This window comes from Bradyrhizobium sp. 14AA (assembly GCF_054185205.1).
Window position 1 is genome coordinate 48,361 of record NZ_JAVAYM010000024.1, and the last position, 15,770, is coordinate 64,130.

At 65.8% G+C, this 15,770-nt stretch carries 16 protein-coding genes; 5 read left to right on the forward strand and 11 right to left on the reverse strand.

The window, feature by feature from the left end:
- The first annotated feature begins 13 nt into the window (after positions 1-13).
- The 4 genes from RAD15_RS33590 to RAD15_RS33605 are packed head-to-tail and all read left to right on the forward strand — an operon-like array spanning position 14 to position 3,893.
- On the forward strand, positions 14-955 hold the full coding sequence (locus tag RAD15_RS33590) for an ABC transporter permease (RefSeq protein ID WP_458182833.1): 942 nt from the start codon (positions 14-16) through the stop codon (positions 953-955).
- A complete protein-coding gene (locus RAD15_RS33595; RefSeq protein WP_458182834.1) occupies positions 952-1,875 on the forward strand; it encodes an ABC transporter permease in 924 nt (307 codons plus the stop codon). The genes RAD15_RS33590 and RAD15_RS33595 overlap by 4 nt, the downstream gene beginning before the upstream one ends.
- 18 nt (positions 1,876-1,893) lie before the next feature.
- On the forward strand, positions 1,894-2,883 hold the full coding sequence (locus RAD15_RS33600; protein ID WP_458182836.1) for an ABC transporter ATP-binding protein: 990 nt from the start codon (positions 1,894-1,896) through the stop codon (positions 2,881-2,883).
- Positions 2,880-3,893: an ABC transporter ATP-binding protein gene (locus RAD15_RS33605; protein WP_458182838.1), complete on the forward strand. Its 1,014-nt coding sequence runs from the start codon at positions 2,880-2,882 to the stop codon at positions 3,891-3,893. The genes RAD15_RS33600 and RAD15_RS33605 overlap by 4 nt, the downstream gene beginning before the upstream one ends.
- Here RAD15_RS33605 and RAD15_RS33610 read toward each other — a convergent pair.
- From RAD15_RS33610 to RAD15_RS33660, 11 genes are all read right to left on the reverse strand, one after another.
- The gene (locus RAD15_RS33610) at positions 3,865-4,152 is read right to left on the reverse strand and encodes a YciI family protein (RefSeq protein ID WP_458182840.1); all 288 of its coding nucleotides are present in this window, start codon (positions 4,150-4,152) and stop codon (positions 3,865-3,867) included. The two genes, RAD15_RS33605 and RAD15_RS33610, sit on opposite strands and share 29 nt — an antisense overlap.
- A 76-nt stretch (positions 4,153-4,228) precedes the next feature.
- Positions 4,229-5,203 (reverse strand): sugar ABC transporter substrate-binding protein, encoded by a 975-nt coding sequence (locus tag RAD15_RS33615; RefSeq protein ID WP_458182842.1) that lies wholly within the window; start codon positions 5,201-5,203, stop codon positions 4,229-4,231.
- A gap of 41 nt (positions 5,204-5,244) precedes the next feature.
- Positions 5,245-6,222 (reverse strand): ABC transporter permease, encoded by a 978-nt coding sequence (locus RAD15_RS33620; RefSeq protein WP_458182844.1) that lies wholly within the window; start codon positions 6,220-6,222, stop codon positions 5,245-5,247.
- The gene (locus RAD15_RS33625) at positions 6,219-7,169 is read right to left on the reverse strand and encodes an ABC transporter permease (protein ID WP_458182846.1); all 951 of its coding nucleotides are present in this window, start codon (positions 7,167-7,169) and stop codon (positions 6,219-6,221) included. Before RAD15_RS33625 ends, RAD15_RS33620 begins: the two co-directional genes overlap by 4 nt.
- Entirely contained in the window at positions 7,162-8,685 is a 1,524-nt protein-coding gene (locus RAD15_RS33630) for a sugar ABC transporter ATP-binding protein (RefSeq protein WP_458182847.1), read from the reverse strand. Before RAD15_RS33630 ends, RAD15_RS33625 begins: the two co-directional genes overlap by 8 nt.
- On the reverse strand, positions 8,682-10,076 hold the full coding sequence (locus tag RAD15_RS33635) for an FAD-linked oxidase C-terminal domain-containing protein (protein WP_458182849.1): 1,395 nt from the start codon (positions 10,074-10,076) through the stop codon (positions 8,682-8,684). The genes RAD15_RS33630 and RAD15_RS33635 overlap by 4 nt, the downstream gene beginning before the upstream one ends.
- Positions 10,077-10,136: 60 nt before the next feature.
- Positions 10,137-11,021: an intradiol ring-cleavage dioxygenase gene (locus tag RAD15_RS33640; RefSeq protein WP_458182851.1), complete on the reverse strand. Its 885-nt coding sequence runs from the start codon at positions 11,019-11,021 to the stop codon at positions 10,137-10,139.
- A 14-nt stretch (positions 11,022-11,035) separates the two neighbouring features.
- Complete coding sequence (locus RAD15_RS33645) at positions 11,036-11,938, reverse strand: NAD(P)-dependent oxidoreductase (RefSeq protein ID WP_458182852.1); 903 nt, start codon at positions 11,936-11,938, stop codon at positions 11,036-11,038.
- 20 nt (positions 11,939-11,958) lie between these two features.
- Positions 11,959-13,323 carry an amidohydrolase family protein gene (locus RAD15_RS33650; RefSeq protein ID WP_458182854.1) on the reverse strand — a complete coding sequence of 455 codons (1,365 nt, stop codon included), beginning with the start codon at positions 13,321-13,323 and terminating at the stop codon, positions 11,959-11,961.
- Positions 13,324-13,327: 4 nt separating this feature from the next.
- Positions 13,328-14,407: a maleylacetate reductase gene (locus tag RAD15_RS33655; RefSeq protein ID WP_458182855.1), complete on the reverse strand. Its 1,080-nt coding sequence runs from the start codon at positions 14,405-14,407 to the stop codon at positions 13,328-13,330.
- Entirely contained in the window at positions 14,404-14,727 is a 324-nt protein-coding gene (locus tag RAD15_RS33660) for a Dabb family protein (protein ID WP_458182856.1), read from the reverse strand. The genes RAD15_RS33655 and RAD15_RS33660 overlap by 4 nt, the downstream gene beginning before the upstream one ends.
- A 107-nt stretch (positions 14,728-14,834) precedes the next feature.
- On the opposite strand from RAD15_RS33660, the gene RAD15_RS33665 reads away from it, so the two are divergent.
- Positions 14,835-15,758: a LysR family transcriptional regulator gene (locus tag RAD15_RS33665; protein WP_458182858.1), complete on the forward strand. Its 924-nt coding sequence runs from the start codon at positions 14,835-14,837 to the stop codon at positions 15,756-15,758.
- Positions 15,759-15,770 lie beyond the last annotated feature (12 nt).

Below are 15,770 nucleotides of genomic sequence, written 5' to 3' on the forward strand. Positions count from 1 at the left end.
GCGCTGAGGCCAGATGCTCTCCTACATCCTCCGCCGCATCGTCGCGACTTTGCCCGTCATGGCCATCGTCGCGCTGTTCGTGTTCAGCCTGCTCTACATCGCGCCGGGTGATCCCGCCGTGGTGATCGCAGGCGATCAGGCAAGCCCGGAGGATGTGGAGCGCATCCGCCAGAGCCTCGGTCTCGATCGTCCCTTCCTGATCCAGTTCGGAAGCTGGGTCTGGCGGATCCTGCACGGCGATCTCGGCACGTCGATCTTCACCAATCTGCCGGTCTCGACGATGATCGGGCAGCGTCTCGGACCGACGCTGTCCCTGATGATCGTCACGCTTCTGCTCACGATCGTGGTCGCGGTGCCGCTCGGCGTCGTGGCGGCATGGAAGGCCGGCAGCCTGATCGATCGCGTCATCATGGCGTTCGCCGTGTTCGGGTTCTCGCTGCCCGTCTTCGTGGTCGGCTACGTCCTCGCCTACGTCTTCGCGCTCGAGCTCGAATGGCTTCCGGTGCAGGGCTATACGCCGCTTGCCCAGGGTTTCTGGCCTTGGCTGGAGAACCTGATCCTGCCAGCGATCGCGCTCGGCTGCGTCTATATCGCGCTGGTCGCGCGCATCACCCGCGCCACCATGCTCGAAGTGTTGCAGCAGGATTATATCCGCACCGCCAAGGCCAAGGGCCTGGGGCAGGGCGGCATCCTGTTCATTCATGCGCTGAAGAACGCGGCGGTGCCGATCGTGACCGTGATCGGGATCGGCATCGCGCTCCTGATCGGCGGCGCGGTCGTCACCGAAAGCGTGTTCGCGATTCCCGGCCTCGGCCGGCTCACGATCGATGCGATCCTGCGCCGCGATTATCCGGTGATCCAGGGCATCGTGCTGCTGTTCAGCTTCGTCTACGTCCTCGTCAATCTGATGATCGACGTCACCTATACGCTCGTTGACCCGAGGATCCGCTATTGACCGATACGACCGTCAACCCGCAATCGCTTCCGGCCGGGCTCGTCCTCGCGCCGCAACTGCCTGATATCCTGCGGCCGGTCACGATCCGGCGCGGCTTCATCGGCCTCCTGCGCGGCCATCCCACGGTTGCGATCGGCGGCGCGCTGCTGCTGACGCTCGTCCTGATCGCGGTTTTTGCCCCCTATCTCGGAACGGTCGATCCGACCGCGCTGGCGCCCGCAAAACGCACACGCGCGCCGTCGGCCGATTTCTGGTTCGGCACCGACGTGCTTGGCCGCGACATCTATTCGCGTGTGCTCTTCGGTGCGCGCGTCTCGCTTACCGTCGGCCTGTCGGTCGCGATCTTCGCGTCCGCGGCAGGGCTTGCCATCGGCATCGTCTCCGGCTTCATCCGCTGGGCCGACGGCATTTTGATGCGCTTCATGGACGGCCTGATGTCGATCCCGCCGATCCTGCTCGCGATTGCGCTGATGGCGCTGACGCGCGGCAGCGTCGGCAACGTCATCCTGGCGATCACCATCGCCGAAATCCCGCGCGTCTCCCGCCTCGTGCGCAGCGTGGTTCTGTCGCTGCGCGAGCAGCCCTATGTGGATGCCGCGGTCGCCTGCGGCACTCGCACGCCGATGATCATCCTGCGCCACATCCTGCCCAACACGCTGGCGCCGATGCTGGTCCAGGCGACCTATATCTGCGCCAGCGCCATGATCACGGAGGCGATCCTGTCCTTCATCGGTGCCGGAACGCCGCCCACCATTCCCTCCTGGGGCAACATCATGGCCGAGGGCCGCGCACTGTGGCAGGTCAAGCCCTACATCGTGTTCTTTCCGGCGGCATTTCTCTCCGTCACCGTGCTTGCGGTGAACCTGCTCGGCGACGGCCTGCGCGATGCGCTCGATCCGCGCATGGCCAAGAGCCTCTGATGTTGCGAGGCTGATCACATGGCGTTGCTCGAAGTCGAGAACCTCCAGACCCATTTCCGTACCCCCAGCGGCATCAACCGCGCGGTGGACGGGGTGTCCTTCCATGTCAGCGAGGGCGAGACGCTCGCCATCGTCGGCGAGTCCGGCTGCGGCAAGTCGGTGACGTCGATGTCGCTGATGCGGCTGATCCCGGAGCCGCCCGGCAGGATCGCGGGCGCCATCCGCTTTGCGGGCAGGGACCTGCTGCAACTGTCCGATCGCGAGATGCGCGCGATCCGCGGCAACGACATCTCGATGATTTTTCAGGAGCCGATGACGAGCCTGAACCCGGTGCTGACCGTCGGCCGGCAGATCCGCGAGACGCTGATGATCCATCAGGGCCTGGACAAGGCGGCCGCCGAGGCGCACGCGATCGAGATGTTGACGCTGGTCGGAATTCCCGAGCCGAAGCGCCGCGTGCGCGAGTTTCCGCACCAGCTCTCGGGCGGCATGCGCCAGCGCGTCATGATCGCGATCGCGCTGGCCTGCAATCCGAAGCTTCTCATTGCCGACGAGCCGACCACCGCGCTCGACGTGACGATCCAGGCGCAGATCCTGAAGCTGATGCTGGACCTCAAGCGCCGGGTTGGCGCGGCCATCATCCTGATCACCCACGACCTCGGCGTCGTCGCCGAGATCGCCGAGCGTGTCATGGTGATGTATGCCGGCCGCAAGGTCGAGGAAGCGCCGGTGGCCGAGTTGTTCCGTTCGCCGCTTCATCCCTATACGCAAGGCCTGCTCGGCGCGGTGCCCAGGCTCGGCTCCTCGCTCGCCGGCACCGCGACGCGGCTCGCCGAAATTCCCGGGCAAGTGCCCGATCTCCGCAAGCCGATCATTGGCTGCGTCTTTGCCGGCCGCTGTGCGCTCGCGACCGATCTCTGCCGGCAATATGCGCCGGGGCTCGAAGAGAAGGGCCCCCGCCATATCGCCGCCTGTCACTACGCGGCCAAGGGAGCCGTCGCGGCATGAGTCCTCCGCTGCTCCAGGTCAACGACCTCAAGAAGCATTTCCCGATCAACAAGGGCCTGTTCGGGCGACAAACCGAATTCGTCTATGCGGTCGACGGCGTCTCGTTCGAGATCGCGCGCGGCGAGACCTTGTCGCTCGTCGGCGAGTCCGGCTGCGGCAAATCGACGGTCGGCCGCGCCATCCTGCGCTTGTTCGAAATCACCTCGGGCCAGGTGATCCTCGACGGTCAGCGCATCGACGATGCGCATCCGAGCACGATGCGCCAGATGCGCCGCCGCATGCAGGTGGTGTTCCAGGATCCGTTCTCCAGCCTCAACCCGCGCATGCGCGTGCGCGACATCCTGGCCGAGCCGATCCGAAATTTCGGTCTCGCCAAATCCGCCGAAGATCTCGAGGTGCGCGTCACGGCGCTGATGGACACCGTGCGCCTGCCGCGCGAGGCGCTGAACCGCAGGCCGCACGAATTCTCCGGCGGCCAACGCCAGCGCATCGGCATCGCGCGGGCGCTCGCGGCCGAGCCCGAGCTGATCGTCTGCGACGAGGCGGTCTCCGCGCTCGACGTCTCGGTCAAGGCACAGATCGTCAATCTGCTCCAGGATCTCCAGCGCGAGTTCGGCCTCGCGCTGCTGTTCATCAGCCACGACCTCGCCATCGTCGAGCACATGACCCATCGCGTCGCGGTGATGTATCTCGGCAAGATCGTCGAGGTGGCGCCGCGCCGCGAGATCTTTGCTGCGCCAAGGCATCCCTACACCAGGGCGCTGCTCTCCGCGGTGCCGCTGCCCGAGCCCGGTGCCCAGCGCAATCCCATCATCCTCAAGGGCGACGTGCCGAGCCCGATCAATCCGCCGAAGGGATGCCGCTTCCACACCCGCTGTCCGCTCGTCTTCGACCGCTGCCGGGTCGAAGAGCCGGTGCTGCGCGCCGCCGGGCCCGAGCAGTGGGTGGCTTGTCACCTCGAAGATGGCGCGGAAGTCGGCCTCAACCCTGCCGGCGCAGGAAGCCCGTGATCGCGACCTTTTCCCAGATCCCCGCAGCGGCAAAGGGATCGGCGCGGTTGAAGGCCTCGACTTCACTACGGCTCGGCGCCTCGATCAGGAACAGGCTGCCGATCATGGTCGCGCCGTCGTCGGAGACGAGCGGCCCCGACATCACGATCTTGACGCCGAAGCGCGAGGTGTCGCTCAGGAACGCCTTGTGGGCGTCGTAATTGGCGAGCCGGGTCGGCAGCGCGCCGGCGCGGTCGACGGCGTGAATGGCGAACAGCATGATGTCTCCGTTTCTTACTTCAGGTCTTGGGACGGCCGCGAGCGGCGGCCGTCCGGGCTTGCCGTGATCGGCCGGATTACTTCGCGCCGAGCTTGCCCGCTTCCTCGAAGGTCGGGCAGGTCCGCTGCTCCAGCGGCACGTCGAACGGCCCGAAATTGTCCTTGGTGATGACGGTCGGCTTCAGCACGATCTCGCTGATGACGGGCTGGTTGCGCAGGGAACGGATCGCCATCATGGTGCCGAGGCAGCCTTGCGCAAAGCCGTTGTAGTCGCCGCTCGCGAGCAGCTTGCCGGACTTGATCGCGTCAATCGCTTCCTTGGTGCCGTTGATGCCGATCACCTGCGCCTTGCGGTTGGCGCCGTCGAGCGCCTCGATCGCGCCGACCGCCATGGCGTCGTTGGCGGCTAATACGCCGTCGATCTGCGAGTTCGACTGCATCAGGTTTTCCATGACCTGAAGCGCCTGGAGCCGCTGGTAGTTGCCGGGCTGCGAGGCCAGCAGCTTGGCGCCGGGGGTCTCCTTCAGCGCGTCGTTGAAGCCGCGAACGCGGTCGACATTGGTCAGCGAGCCCTTGACGCCTTCGACGATGACGATGTTGCCCTTGCCGCCCAGCGTCTTGAGCAGGTAGCGCGCGGTCTCCAGGCCAAGGCTGTAATCGTCGGCGCCGACGAAGGAGAGGAATTTGCCGCCCGCGGAGCGGTCGGTGATGTTGACGACGGGGATCTTGGCGTCGTTGATCTTCTCGACCCCCGGCACCATCGCCTTGTAATCGACCGGCGTGAAGACGATGGCGCTCGGCTTCTTCACCACGACGTCCTCGATCTGGCTGAGCTGCTCGGGGATCGAGTCCGGCTTGGTCGGGATGTACTGAAGCGTCTTCGCGTTCAGCGTCTTCGCCATGTTGTCGGCGCCGACCCGCACCGTCTGGAAGAACGGGTTGGTCTGGTTTTTGGTGAAGACGGCGATGGTCTCGCCGTCGGCACGCACCTCGCTGGTGAGCGCAGCCGCCATCAGCAGCGGCAGCGCAAGGTAAGCCAGTTTCTGTTTCATGTTGCCTCCATCCCTCATTTTGCTTGTTGGAACTCTAGAACTCATTGCGCGCGGCGGCGGGTCTTCATGTCGAGCCAGACCGCGAGAATGACGATGATGCCTGTGACCAGCGGCTGCCAGTTGGCGCTGACCGACAGCAAATTCATGCCGTTCAGCACCAGCGTCAGGATCAGCGCGCCGACGAAGGTGCCGAACACGGTGCCGACGCCGCCGAACAGCGAGGTGCCGCCGATCAGCACGGCCGCGATCGCGGGCAGCGTCAGGCTTTCGCCGATGTCAGCCTCGGCCGAATTGAGCCGCGACAGGAAGATGATCGAGGCGAGCCCCGCCATGGTGCCTGAGACCGCGTAGACCAACAGCAGGCGCCGCGCGACCGGAATGCCGGAGAGGCGGGCCGCGACCGGATTGGCGCCGATCGCATAGATCTCCTGGCCCCAGATCGTCCGCTGCGCGAACAGCGTCCCGATCCCGAGGAACACCAGCAGCAGATAGACCGGGATGGGCAGGCCGAACAGATAGCCGCTGCCGATCTGGCGGAAGCCCGCCGGGAAGCCGTGCAGCGTCTCGCCCGCCATGTACCAGTAGGTGAGGCCGTTCAGCACCCAGAGCATGCCATAGGTGGCGATGAAGGAGGGGATGCGCAGCGCGGTGACCATGATGCCGTTGAGCAGGCCGACGAGGCCGCCGCAGGCAAGCCCGGTGAGGATGCCGAGCGCCGGCGAGCCGGTCTTGTGGATCACGGTGCCGGCGATGCAGGCCGACAGCGCGACATTGGCGCCGACGGACAGATCAAGGCCTGCGGTCAACACCACCAGCGTCAGGCCGGAGGCGATGAAGAAGGTCAGGCTTGCCTGCCGGAGCACGTTGAGGATGTTGCCGAGGCTCAGGAAGGAATCGCTGAGCACGGCGAGCACCGCACAGATCAGGAGCGCGGCGAGCAGGCGGTAGAACGCCTGGATCGCGTCCTGCGACAGGAACGAGCGAGGAGGCATCATCGCGTCTTTGGAGATGTCGGTCATGCGCGGCTCCTGATGCCGTCGAGGAACAGGGCGACGATGACGAGGACGCCGACGCTTGCGACCTGCACCGAGGACGGCAGCGAGATCAGGTTCAGTCCGTTGCGGAGCACGCCCACCGCGATGACGCCGAGTACGGTGCCGAGCAGCCAGCCATTGCCGCGTTCGAACGAAGTGCCGCCAACGGCGACCGCGGCGATGGCATCGAATTCGAGCCCGAGGCCCGCGGTGGGATGGCCGGAGTTCATCCGCGCGGTCATCAACAGGCCGGCGATGCCGGCCATGGCGCCGCCGAGCGCGTAGACTGCAATCAGCAGCTTGTTCGGCGAGAGGCCGGCATAGCGCAGCGCTTCGCGATTGCCGCCGAGCGCGAAGATGTAGGTGCCGAAGCGGGTATGATAGAGCAGGCCGTGGAAGGCCGCGTAAGTTACCAGCGCCATCACGATCGGCACGGGCACGCCGAACAGCGTCGCCGAATAGATGTCGCGCACGCTGTGGGGAATGCCGACCACGCTCTGGCCGTCGCTGACGATCAGCGACAATCCCTGCGCCATGCCGAGCGTGCCCAGCGTCGCGACGAAGGGCGGAATGCCGAGAATCGCGACCAGCCAGCCGTTGGCGACACCGAAGGCCGCGCCGACCAGCAGGCCGGCGCCGAGGCCCAGCAGCATCGAGTGGGTCGCGAGCGAGACGATCGCGACGCAGAGCGAGGTGAGCGTCAGCACCGCGCCCATCGACAGATCGAGCCCCTCGGTCATGATGATCAACGTCATCGGCAGCGCGAGCATGGTCAGGATGGTCGACTGCACCAGCACGTTGGAGAGGTTGGCGACCGACAGGAAGCCGGGCGCGATCGCGCTGAACAGCGCGATCAGCAGCGTCAGCACGATGGCAACGCCGGGAATGCGTTGCAGCGGATTGGGTTGAGCGACGACCGCGGCCTCACGCATGATGCATCCCCAGTCGCACGATGTTCTCCTCGGTCAGTTCGTTGCGGGTCAGGTGGCCGGCGATACGCCCCTCGCGCATCACATAGGCGCGGTCGCAGACATGGCAGATCTCGACCTGCTCGGACGAAATCATCAGCGCCGCCGCGCCTTCCGCGACGAGGCGGTCGATCAGCGCAAAGATCTCGGACTTGGCGCCGATGTCGATGCCGCGCGTCGGCTCATCGAAGATGAAGAGCTTTGAGCCGGCCGCCAGCCATTTGCCGATCACGACCTTCTGCTGGTTGCCGCCGGAGAGCAGGCCGACGGTCTGGCGTGCACTGGGCGTCGCGATGCGCAGCTGCCGGATCAGGGCGTCGGAAGTCCGTTGCGCGCCGCCAGAATCGAAAAGTCCGCTCGGGAACAGCTTTCGCAGCGCCGACACCACCAGATTGTCGCCGACGGAGCGCAGCAGCGCGAGGCCCTCGCTCTTGCGGCTCTCCGGGATCAGCGCGATGCCGCGGCGGGCGGCAAGATCAGGCTCGCCGGAAATGGTCTTGCCGCCAAAAATGATCTCGCCTGACGTCACGGCATCGGCCCCGAAGATGGCGCGCGCGACCTCGCTGCGGCCGGAGCCGACGAGGCCGCACAGGCCGACGATCTCGCCCCGGCGCACCTCGATGTTGATGTCGGAGATACCGGTCGAAGCGGTCAGGCCCTTGACCTCCAGCAGCAGCTCGCCGGGCTTGTCGGCAAAATTGCGCGGATACGTCATGTCGACGTTGCGGCCGACCATCATGCGGACGAGCTGGTCCGGCGTGACGTCGGCCGGACGGACGCCGTCGATGCGGCGGCCGTCGCGCAGCACCGTGATGCGATCGCCGAGTGCGAACACCTCGGCCATGCGATGCGAGATGTAGACGATCGACACGCCGTCGGCTTTCAGCCGTACGATCAGCGCAAACAACAACTCGGTCTCGCGGTCGGACAGTGCCGCGGTCGGCTCGTCCATCACGAGGATGCGGGCGTTCTGGCTGATCGCCTTGGCGATCTCGACCATCTGCTGCTGCGCGACGCCGAGCTTGTCGACGGTGGTGGAGGGATCGATGTCGAAGCCGATCGTGTCGAGCACGCGCTTCGCATCGGCCAGGATCTTGCGGCGGTCGATGGTGCCGGGGATGCGGCCCTTCGGTTCGCGGCCAAGGAAGATGTTCTGGGCGATATCGAGATAGGGGACCAGCGAGAATTCCTGGAAGATCACGGCGATCCCGAGCTTCTGCGCATCCGCGGTCGAGGAGATCGCGACCTTCTTGCCCTCATGGTAGAACTCGCCGGCATCGGCGCGGTAGGCGCCGCATAGCACTTTCATCAGGCTCGACTTGCCGGCCCCGTTCTCGCCGAGCAGCATGTGGACTTCGCCGGGGTAGACGGCAAAGGACACGTCGTCCAGCGCCTTGACGCCGGGGAACTCCTTGCTGATGCCGCGCAGCTCCAGCAGCGGCGTGGGCGAGGTAACCTCGATCGGGAGCGCGTCACTCATGTCATGGCTCCGCTCGCAAAGATCTTTCCCGGGTTCATCAGTCCATTCGGATCGAGCGCGGTCTTTATCGACCGCATCACGTCGACGGCCTGGCCGAGCTCATCTGTGAGATAGTCGATCTTGCCGAGCCCGATGCCGTGCTCGCCGGTGCAGGTGCCGTCCATGGCGATGGCGCGGGCGACCATGCGAGCCTGCAGCGCCTTGGCGCCTTCAGCCTCCTCCGGCTTTGCCGGGTCGATCAGGATCAGCATGTGAAAGTTGCCGTCGCCGACATGGCCGACGATCGGCGCGGTAAAACCGTGCTCGTCGGCATCGCGCCGCGTCTCGGTCAGGCATTCCGCGAGACGCGAGATCGGTACGCAGACATCCGTGATGACGGCGCGTGCGCCGGGCCGCAGGCCGAGGCCCGCATAGAGCGTGTTGTCGCGGGCGTGCCAGAGCCGGCTGCGGTCTTCCTGCGCCTTCGCCCAGGCAAAGCCATGGCCGCCATGGTCGGCGGCGATCGCTTGCGCGGTCTCGGCCTGCTCGGCGACTGATATCTCGGAGCCGTGGAATTCGAAGAACAGGGTGGGCGCCTCGCGATAGCCGAGCTTCGCATAGGCGTTGATGCCGCGCATCATGACGTCGTCGAGCAGCTCGATGCGGGCCACGGGAATCGCGGACTGGATCACGGAGATCGCGGTATCCACGGCATCGTGCAGCGTATCGAAGCTGCAGACGGCGGCCGAGATCGCCTGCGGCACGGGGTGAACTTTCAACGTGATCTCGGTGATGATTCCGAGCGTGCCTTCCGCGCCGACGAACATGCGCGTCAAATCATAACCGGCGGCCGACTTGCGGGCGCGTTTGGCGGTGCGGATCACGCGGCCGTCGGCCAGCACCACTTCCAGCGCCATGACGTTGTCCTTCATGGTGCCGTAGCGCACCGCCATGGTGCCGGAGGCGCGCGTGGACGTCATGCCGCCGATCGAGGCGTCGGCGCCGGGATCGATCGGGAAGAACAGGCCCGTGTTGCGCAGCTCCGCATTGAGCTGCTTGCGCGTGATGCCGGGCTGCACCACGACGTCCATGTCGCTGTCGTGCACCGCCAGCACCTTGTTCATGCGCGCGAAGTCGAAGCAGACGCCGCCGGCAACTGCGGCCGCATTGCCTTCAAGTGAGGTGCCGGCGCCAAAGGGCACGATCGGCATGCCCGCGCCGGCGCACAGCTTGACGATCTCGGCGACCTCCTGCGTCGTTTCAGGGAAGACGACGATATCGGGCGGCAAATTGCGATAGTGCGACTCGCTCTGCCCGTGCTGATCGAGCACGGTACGCGCAACGCTCGCGCGCGGACCGATCATGCCCGTGAGGCGATCGGCCAATGCTGCCGTGCTGACCCGCGGTCCCATCCTTGCTCCCTGTCTGCCCCGATGACGGACTCTTGCCGGTCCGTTGTGTTGTCGTTCGGCTTAGGCGGCTTGCGCGCTGCTCGCAACCTGCTTCAGGCCGAAATCGTAGTTGAGATGAAAATACGCGGTGTCCACCATGCGACCATCCGGCGCACGGCCGGCCGGCTGAGGGACGAATTCGCGGATCAGGCTGTCCTTGACGCCGAACACCACGTCGCTGTCGAGATATTGGTCGCCGGCGACGAACACATGCGTCACGAGCTGCTCGAAGCCGGGCGCCGAGATCATGAAGTGCACATGCGCCGGGCGCCAGGGATGGCGGCCCTGGACCTCCAGCATGTCGCCGACCGGGCCGTCATGCGGAATGGGATAGGCGGCCGGCTTGATCGACCAGAAATGGAATTTGCCGTTGGCGTCGGTGTGGAAGCGGGCGCGCATCGCGAGATCGCCGATGTCGTCGAGCTGCTGCACGTCGTAGTAGCCGTCATCGTCGGAGTGCCAGACATCTACGATGGCGCCGGCGAGTGGCTTGCCGTCGACGGTCGAGACCGATCCGGTGACCAGCATCGGATCGCCCTCCATCGGGCCGGAGATGTCGGCGCCGATCTCCTTCTCCGGCGCGGCCTGAACGAAGAACGGGCCGAGCACGGTCGTCTCGGTCGCGCCTTCCGGCACCGGATGGTTGATCGCATCGACCAGCATGGAGACGCCGAGCGTGTCCGACAGCAGGATGAACTCCTGCCGCTTGTCGTCGCACATGTGCCCGGTGCGGGTCAGGAAGTCGATGCCGAACTCCCATTCCTTCTGGGTCGGACGGATCTCGCGGACGAAGGCGTGAAGGTGGCGGACCAGCGCCTCGCTGACTTGCTTGATGCGCGGATCGGTTGCGTCCTTGATCCGCTCTAGCACCGCGTCGGTGATCGTGTTCTCGTTGAAGTTACGCATAGGGCCTCCGTGGATCAGAGTTTGGGCTCGCCGAGGCCGGACAGCCGCTCGAGGTGCTTGACGGTCGCGATGAAGTCGGTGTCGCCGTCGCCCTGCGCGACCAGCGAGCCATAGGTTTCGCGCACTTGTGCGGCGAGCTGAAGCGGCACGCCGACGGCGTGACCGGCGCCCAGGATTAGGTCGAGATCCTTGGCCATCTGCTTGCAGGAGAAGGTGGACTCGAAATCGCGGTTGCGCAGCGGCGCGGTCTTGTACTTCACCATCGGGGAGGCGACCGCGCTGTCGTCGAGCACCTTCAGAATGTCCTGCCAGGCGATGCCGCCCTTGCGCGCCAGCGCGAGGCTCTCGGCCATCATCGCGGCCGACACCGCGATCATCAGGTTGACGGAGAGTTTTGCGTAGCGGGCTTCTTCACCGGGCCCGAGATAGGTCTGCGCGCGCGTGAAGGCGGCAAACAGCGGCTTTGCCTTCTCGAAGGCGTCCTGCGGCCCCGAGACGAAGCAGGTCAGGGCGCCGGTGTGGACGATGCTGGCATTGCCGGAAACCGGTGAACGAAGATAGGCAATACCGCGCGCCTGCGCTGCCGCCGCAACTTCAGCGGAGGCCTCGACGCTCACGGTGCTGGTCTCGATCAAGACAGCCCCGGGCGCCATCGCACCGATGAGGCCGGAGGGGCCAAGCAACGCGCCGTGCAACGCCGCGTCATCGGGCAGCGACGTAACGACGGCAGCTTTGCCGCTCACAGCTTCCGCGGGCGAGGCGGCAATCGAAATGCCTTGTGCACGCGCCTCGCTGATCCTCGCCGCGCTCTGGTCGAACGCCGTCACGATGTAGCCGGCCTTGGCAACGAGCACCGACATCGGCAAGCCCATCTTGCCGATCCCGATGAAAGCGACTTGTTTCGAGGTGTCTGTCATTGTTATTGTCCGTTGGCGCCTCAGGCGGCGCGTCCCTGTCGTTCGATGTCCTGCACCAGCCGGCGGCCGGATTGCGCCAGCAATTCCTTCTTGGTCTCCAGCCCGTCAACCAGCAGCCGGCCGTTTCGTTTCTTCCAGGCGCCGCCGATCATCACGGCTTTGATGTTGGCGAGGCTGGTCTGCATCACGACGGTGGCAACGGGGTCGTGCACCGGGACAAGATTGAGATCGGAGGCGTCGATGATGACGAGGTCGGCCAGCTTGCCCGGCGTCAGCGAGCCGATCTGGTCCTCGCGGCCGAGCATGCGGGCGCCTTCCGTGGTGATCCAGCGCAGCGCCTCGCGCACGGGAATGGTGGTCGTCGCCGGAATGGTGCCGCTGGCTTTGCGCGACTCCGCATTGTCGAGCGCCCGCTGCATCGAGAGCGCGACGCGCGCGGCGGAGAAAAGATCGCCCGTCAGCACGGATTCGAGATCAATGCCGATCGTCGGCCGCACGCCGCGCTTGAGCAGCCGTCCGGTGATCGGAAAGCCGTGGCCCTGGATCATCTCGTTTTCGGGCGTGACCGAGAAGGACACGCCGAGATCGATCATCCGATCGAGGAGATCATCGGGCAGATCGTTGCCATGGACGATGTTGACGCCTGCGCCGACGAGACCGGCGTCGATCAGCTTCTCCCAACCGCCCGGTGTCTTCGCCGGGCCGCCGCCCTGATGCATCGACGCGATCAGCTTCAGCTCCCGCGCCAGGCGAAAGTCGTGCATGGCGACGTCGAGGGTCGAATAATGCGGACCAAGAATGGCGAGCCCGAGCGTGACGAGACCGTTGCGGTCGGCGAGGGGGCCTGCGAGCAGCCGCTCGACCTCGCGGCGCGGATGCGGCACTTCCGAGAAATGCGGCTCGCCCGGTTTCGGCTCCGGCTTCGGCGAGCCGTGGAAGAAGGCGGCGCGGATGCCGCTTTCGATCAGGCCACGCACGGCAGCGTCAGTGTGATCGGGCGTCGGATTGTTGTGGCACCAGTCGACCAGCGTGGTGACGCCGTGGTTGATCTGGTTCAGCGCGCCGACGAGGGTGGCGATATGGATGTCGTCGGGCCGGAACACGGTGGCCAGCCCGGCATGCATGCGGCGGAAATATTCCAGCAGCGTCCAGTTGGCGGCATAGCCGCGCAAGCCCGTCTGCCAGGTGTGCATATGCGCGTTGATCAGGCCCGGGATGACGATCCGTCCCTTGCCGTCGACAATCTCCGTATCGGCCGCGACGTCGATCGATGGCCGCACATCGGCGATGCGGCTGCCCTCGACCAGCACGTCGCCGGTCGAGAGGTCGCCGATCGCATCATCCATGCTGATGATGACAGCGGATTTGATCAGCGTGCGGCGCATCTCTTCAAGCCGCCGTTTTGGCCGCGCCCGGCGGCTCGCCGGCCCAGGCGCGCGCGATCAGGTCGCGGATGGCATTGCGCTCGAGCGGGCGCGGATTCCAGTAGGCATTGGTGACGGCGAGATCGGCCGCCTTGTCGATGCCGCCTTCGGGCATGCCGACGTCGCGCAGTGCAAGCTTCGCGCCGAGCCGCTTGGCGAGGTCGTAGAGACCTTGCGATGCGTCAGCGGCGCCGATCGCGCGCGAGATGCGGGCCATCGCGTCGGGCACGGCCGGTGCGTTGTAGGCCAGCGCATGCGGCAGCACGATGGTGTGGGTTTCCGCGTGCGGCAGATCGAAAGTGCCGCCGAGCGTGTGACAGAGCTTGTGATGCAGCGCCATGCCGACGGTGCCGAGGCACACGCCGCACAGCCAGGCGCCATAGAGCGCCTCGGTGCGTGCTTCGCGGTCGTCGCTCTTGGCGGCGATGGCGGGCAGGGCGCGGGCGAGCGCGCGGATGCCTTCTTCCGCCATCAGCGACGTCACGGGATTGGTGTCGCGCGCGTAAAGCGCCTCGACCGCATGCGCGATCGCGTTGATGCCGGAGGTCGCAGCCAGGCCCGCCGGCAGCGTCAAGGTGAGATCGACGTCGTAAATCACGGTCTCCGGCAGGATGGCCGCATCGCGCACCGTGGTCTTGAGGCCATTCTCGGTCTGGCCGACGATCGGCGTCATCTCGGAACCGGCATAGGTGGTGGGAATGCAGAGCTGGTTGATGCCGGTGCGCAAGGCGAGCGCCTTGCCGAGGCCGGTGGTCGAGCCGCCGCCGAGCGCGACGACGCAGTCGGCCTCGCACGCCTTCATCGCCGCGAGCGCACGTTCCGTGACCTCGACCGGCGTGTGCATGGTGGCGCCGGGAAAGATGCCGGCATAGAGCGGGCCGAGCGCGGCCCCAAGGCTCTTGCCCTGCGCCTCCTGCTGCGGCGTCGTCAACACCAGCGCGCGCTTGCCGCCGAGCCGCTCCACCTCGGTTTTGGCGCTAGCCAGCATTCCGCTGCCGAACACGACGCGGCAGGGCAGGTTTTCAAAGGTGAACGAACCGATCATGCGCCGGTCTCTTTGATGGGATAATCGACCTGGAAGCGTCCGATCCGCAAGTCACCCAGCGCCTCGCGCACCCGCAAATGTTCCGGGTGGGTGGCATAGGCCGAGAGCGCGGCCTGGTCGGTGAATTCGGAGAACAGCACCACGTCGCAGGCGTAGTCGACGGCGCTGACGTCAACGCCGACCTCGATATGGGTGAGGCCGTCGATCCGGCCCTTGAGGCCCTCGAACAGGGTCTTGACCTTGACCCGGGCGGCGGAGCGCTCCTCGGGGCTCTCCCCACGCAGCCGCCACATCACGATGTGCCTGATCGGGCCCGACATTTCCTGATTTCCTCGCCTGCCATTGTGCTTTGTTGGCGCTATTTTGCCTTGCATAAATCGGAAATAAAGGCCAAAATTTGTAAGTCTCTTTTCCGATTTACGCAAAAATGGACCGGCTGCTCCAACTCGAAGTCTTCTCGAAAACCGCCGAACTCGGCAGCCTGTCGAAGGCCGCCGAAATCCTGCGGATGTCGAACGCGGCTGCCAGCCGTCATCTCAGCGCGCTTGAGGAGCGGCTCGCGGTCCGGCTGATCGAGCGCAACACGCGCCGGCAATGGCTGACGGAAGCAGGGCAGGAGCTTCTGCAGCGCTGCAGCACGTTGTTGAACGAGTTGGCCGAAGCCGAGGACGCTGTCTCAGACCGTGCGCTGTCGCCAAAGGGGATGCTGCGCGTGACCAGCTCGCTGTCCTTCGCGATGATCTATCTCGCGCCGATGCTGCCGGCCTTCCGCGCGCTCTATCCCGATCTCAGCGTGCAGATCATCAGCGCCAACCGCTATCTGGACTTCATCGAAGCCGGCATCGACGTGGCGATCCGCACGCGCGAGCAGGAGCCGGATTCCAACATCATCGTGCGCCGCATCGGCCAGATGCACCGCGTGCTCGCGGCCGCTCCGTCCTATCTGGAGAAGCATGGCCGGCCGGAGCACCCCGCCGATCTCGCCCGCCACAACATGCTGATCTACAACCTCGCCAACGATCCCTATTCGTTGCGGCTGAGCCAAGGCAGCACGACGCAGACCGTGCGGATCGCGCCGACGCTCGACAGCAATGACGGCCAGATCATCTGCGGTGCTGCGCGCGCCGGGCTCGGCATCCTGATCCAGCCGATCTACATCGTGCAGAGCGACATCGCGGCCGGCCGGCTGGTGCCTGTCCTGATGGGCTGGGAGCTGCCGCTGCTCACCATGAACATCGCCTATCAGAACCGCGTCCGGCTGCCCGCCAAGATCAGGGTGTTTTCCGACTTCCTGGTCAGCCATATCCGTGAGCATTCGGAGCCGGGGATCTGGATCGACGCGGCGAAGTGAGCGGGAAGCTTC

Bases quoted from the DNA above. Each gene is read 5' to 3' on its own strand.
- RAD15_RS33590 (WP_458182833.1), top strand. From the start codon at position 14: ATGCTCTCCTACATCCTCCGCCGCATCGTCGCGACTTTGCCCGTCATG.
- RAD15_RS33600 (WP_458182836.1), top strand. From the start codon at position 1,894: ATGGCGTTGCTCGAAGTCGAGAACCTCCAGACCCATTTCCGTACCCCC.
- RAD15_RS33605 (WP_458182838.1), top strand. From the start codon at position 2,880: ATGAGTCCTCCGCTGCTCCAGGTCAACGACCTCAAGAAGCATTTCCCG.
- RAD15_RS33610 (WP_458182840.1), bottom strand. From the start codon at position 4,152: ATGCTGTTCGCCATTCACGCCGTCGACCGCGCCGGCGCGCTGCCGACC.
- RAD15_RS33615 (WP_458182842.1), bottom strand. From the start codon at position 5,203: ATGAAACAGAAACTGGCTTACCTTGCGCTGCCGCTGCTGATGGCGGCT.
- RAD15_RS33620 (WP_458182844.1), bottom strand. From the start codon at position 6,222: ATGACCGACATCTCCAAAGACGCGATGATGCCTCCTCGCTCGTTCCTG.
- RAD15_RS33625 (WP_458182846.1), bottom strand. From the start codon at position 7,169: ATGCGTGAGGCCGCGGTCGTCGCTCAACCCAATCCGCTGCAACGCATT.
- RAD15_RS33630 (WP_458182847.1), bottom strand. From the start codon at position 8,685: ATGAGTGACGCGCTCCCGATCGAGGTTACCTCGCCCACGCCGCTGCTG.
- RAD15_RS33635 (WP_458182849.1), bottom strand. From the start codon at position 10,076: ATGGGACCGCGGGTCAGCACGGCAGCATTGGCCGATCGCCTCACGGGC.
- RAD15_RS33640 (WP_458182851.1), bottom strand. From the start codon at position 11,021: ATGCGTAACTTCAACGAGAACACGATCACCGACGCGGTGCTAGAGCGG.
- RAD15_RS33645 (WP_458182852.1), bottom strand. From the start codon at position 11,938: ATGACAGACACCTCGAAACAAGTCGCTTTCATCGGGATCGGCAAGATG.
- RAD15_RS33650 (WP_458182854.1), bottom strand. From the start codon at position 13,323: ATGCGCCGCACGCTGATCAAATCCGCTGTCATCATCAGCATGGATGAT.
- RAD15_RS33655 (WP_458182855.1), bottom strand. From the start codon at position 14,407: ATGATCGGTTCGTTCACCTTTGAAAACCTGCCCTGCCGCGTCGTGTTC.
- RAD15_RS33660 (WP_458182856.1), bottom strand. From the start codon at position 14,727: ATGTCGGGCCCGATCAGGCACATCGTGATGTGGCGGCTGCGTGGGGAG.
- RAD15_RS33665 (WP_458182858.1), top strand. From the start codon at position 14,835: ATGGACCGGCTGCTCCAACTCGAAGTCTTCTCGAAAACCGCCGAACTC.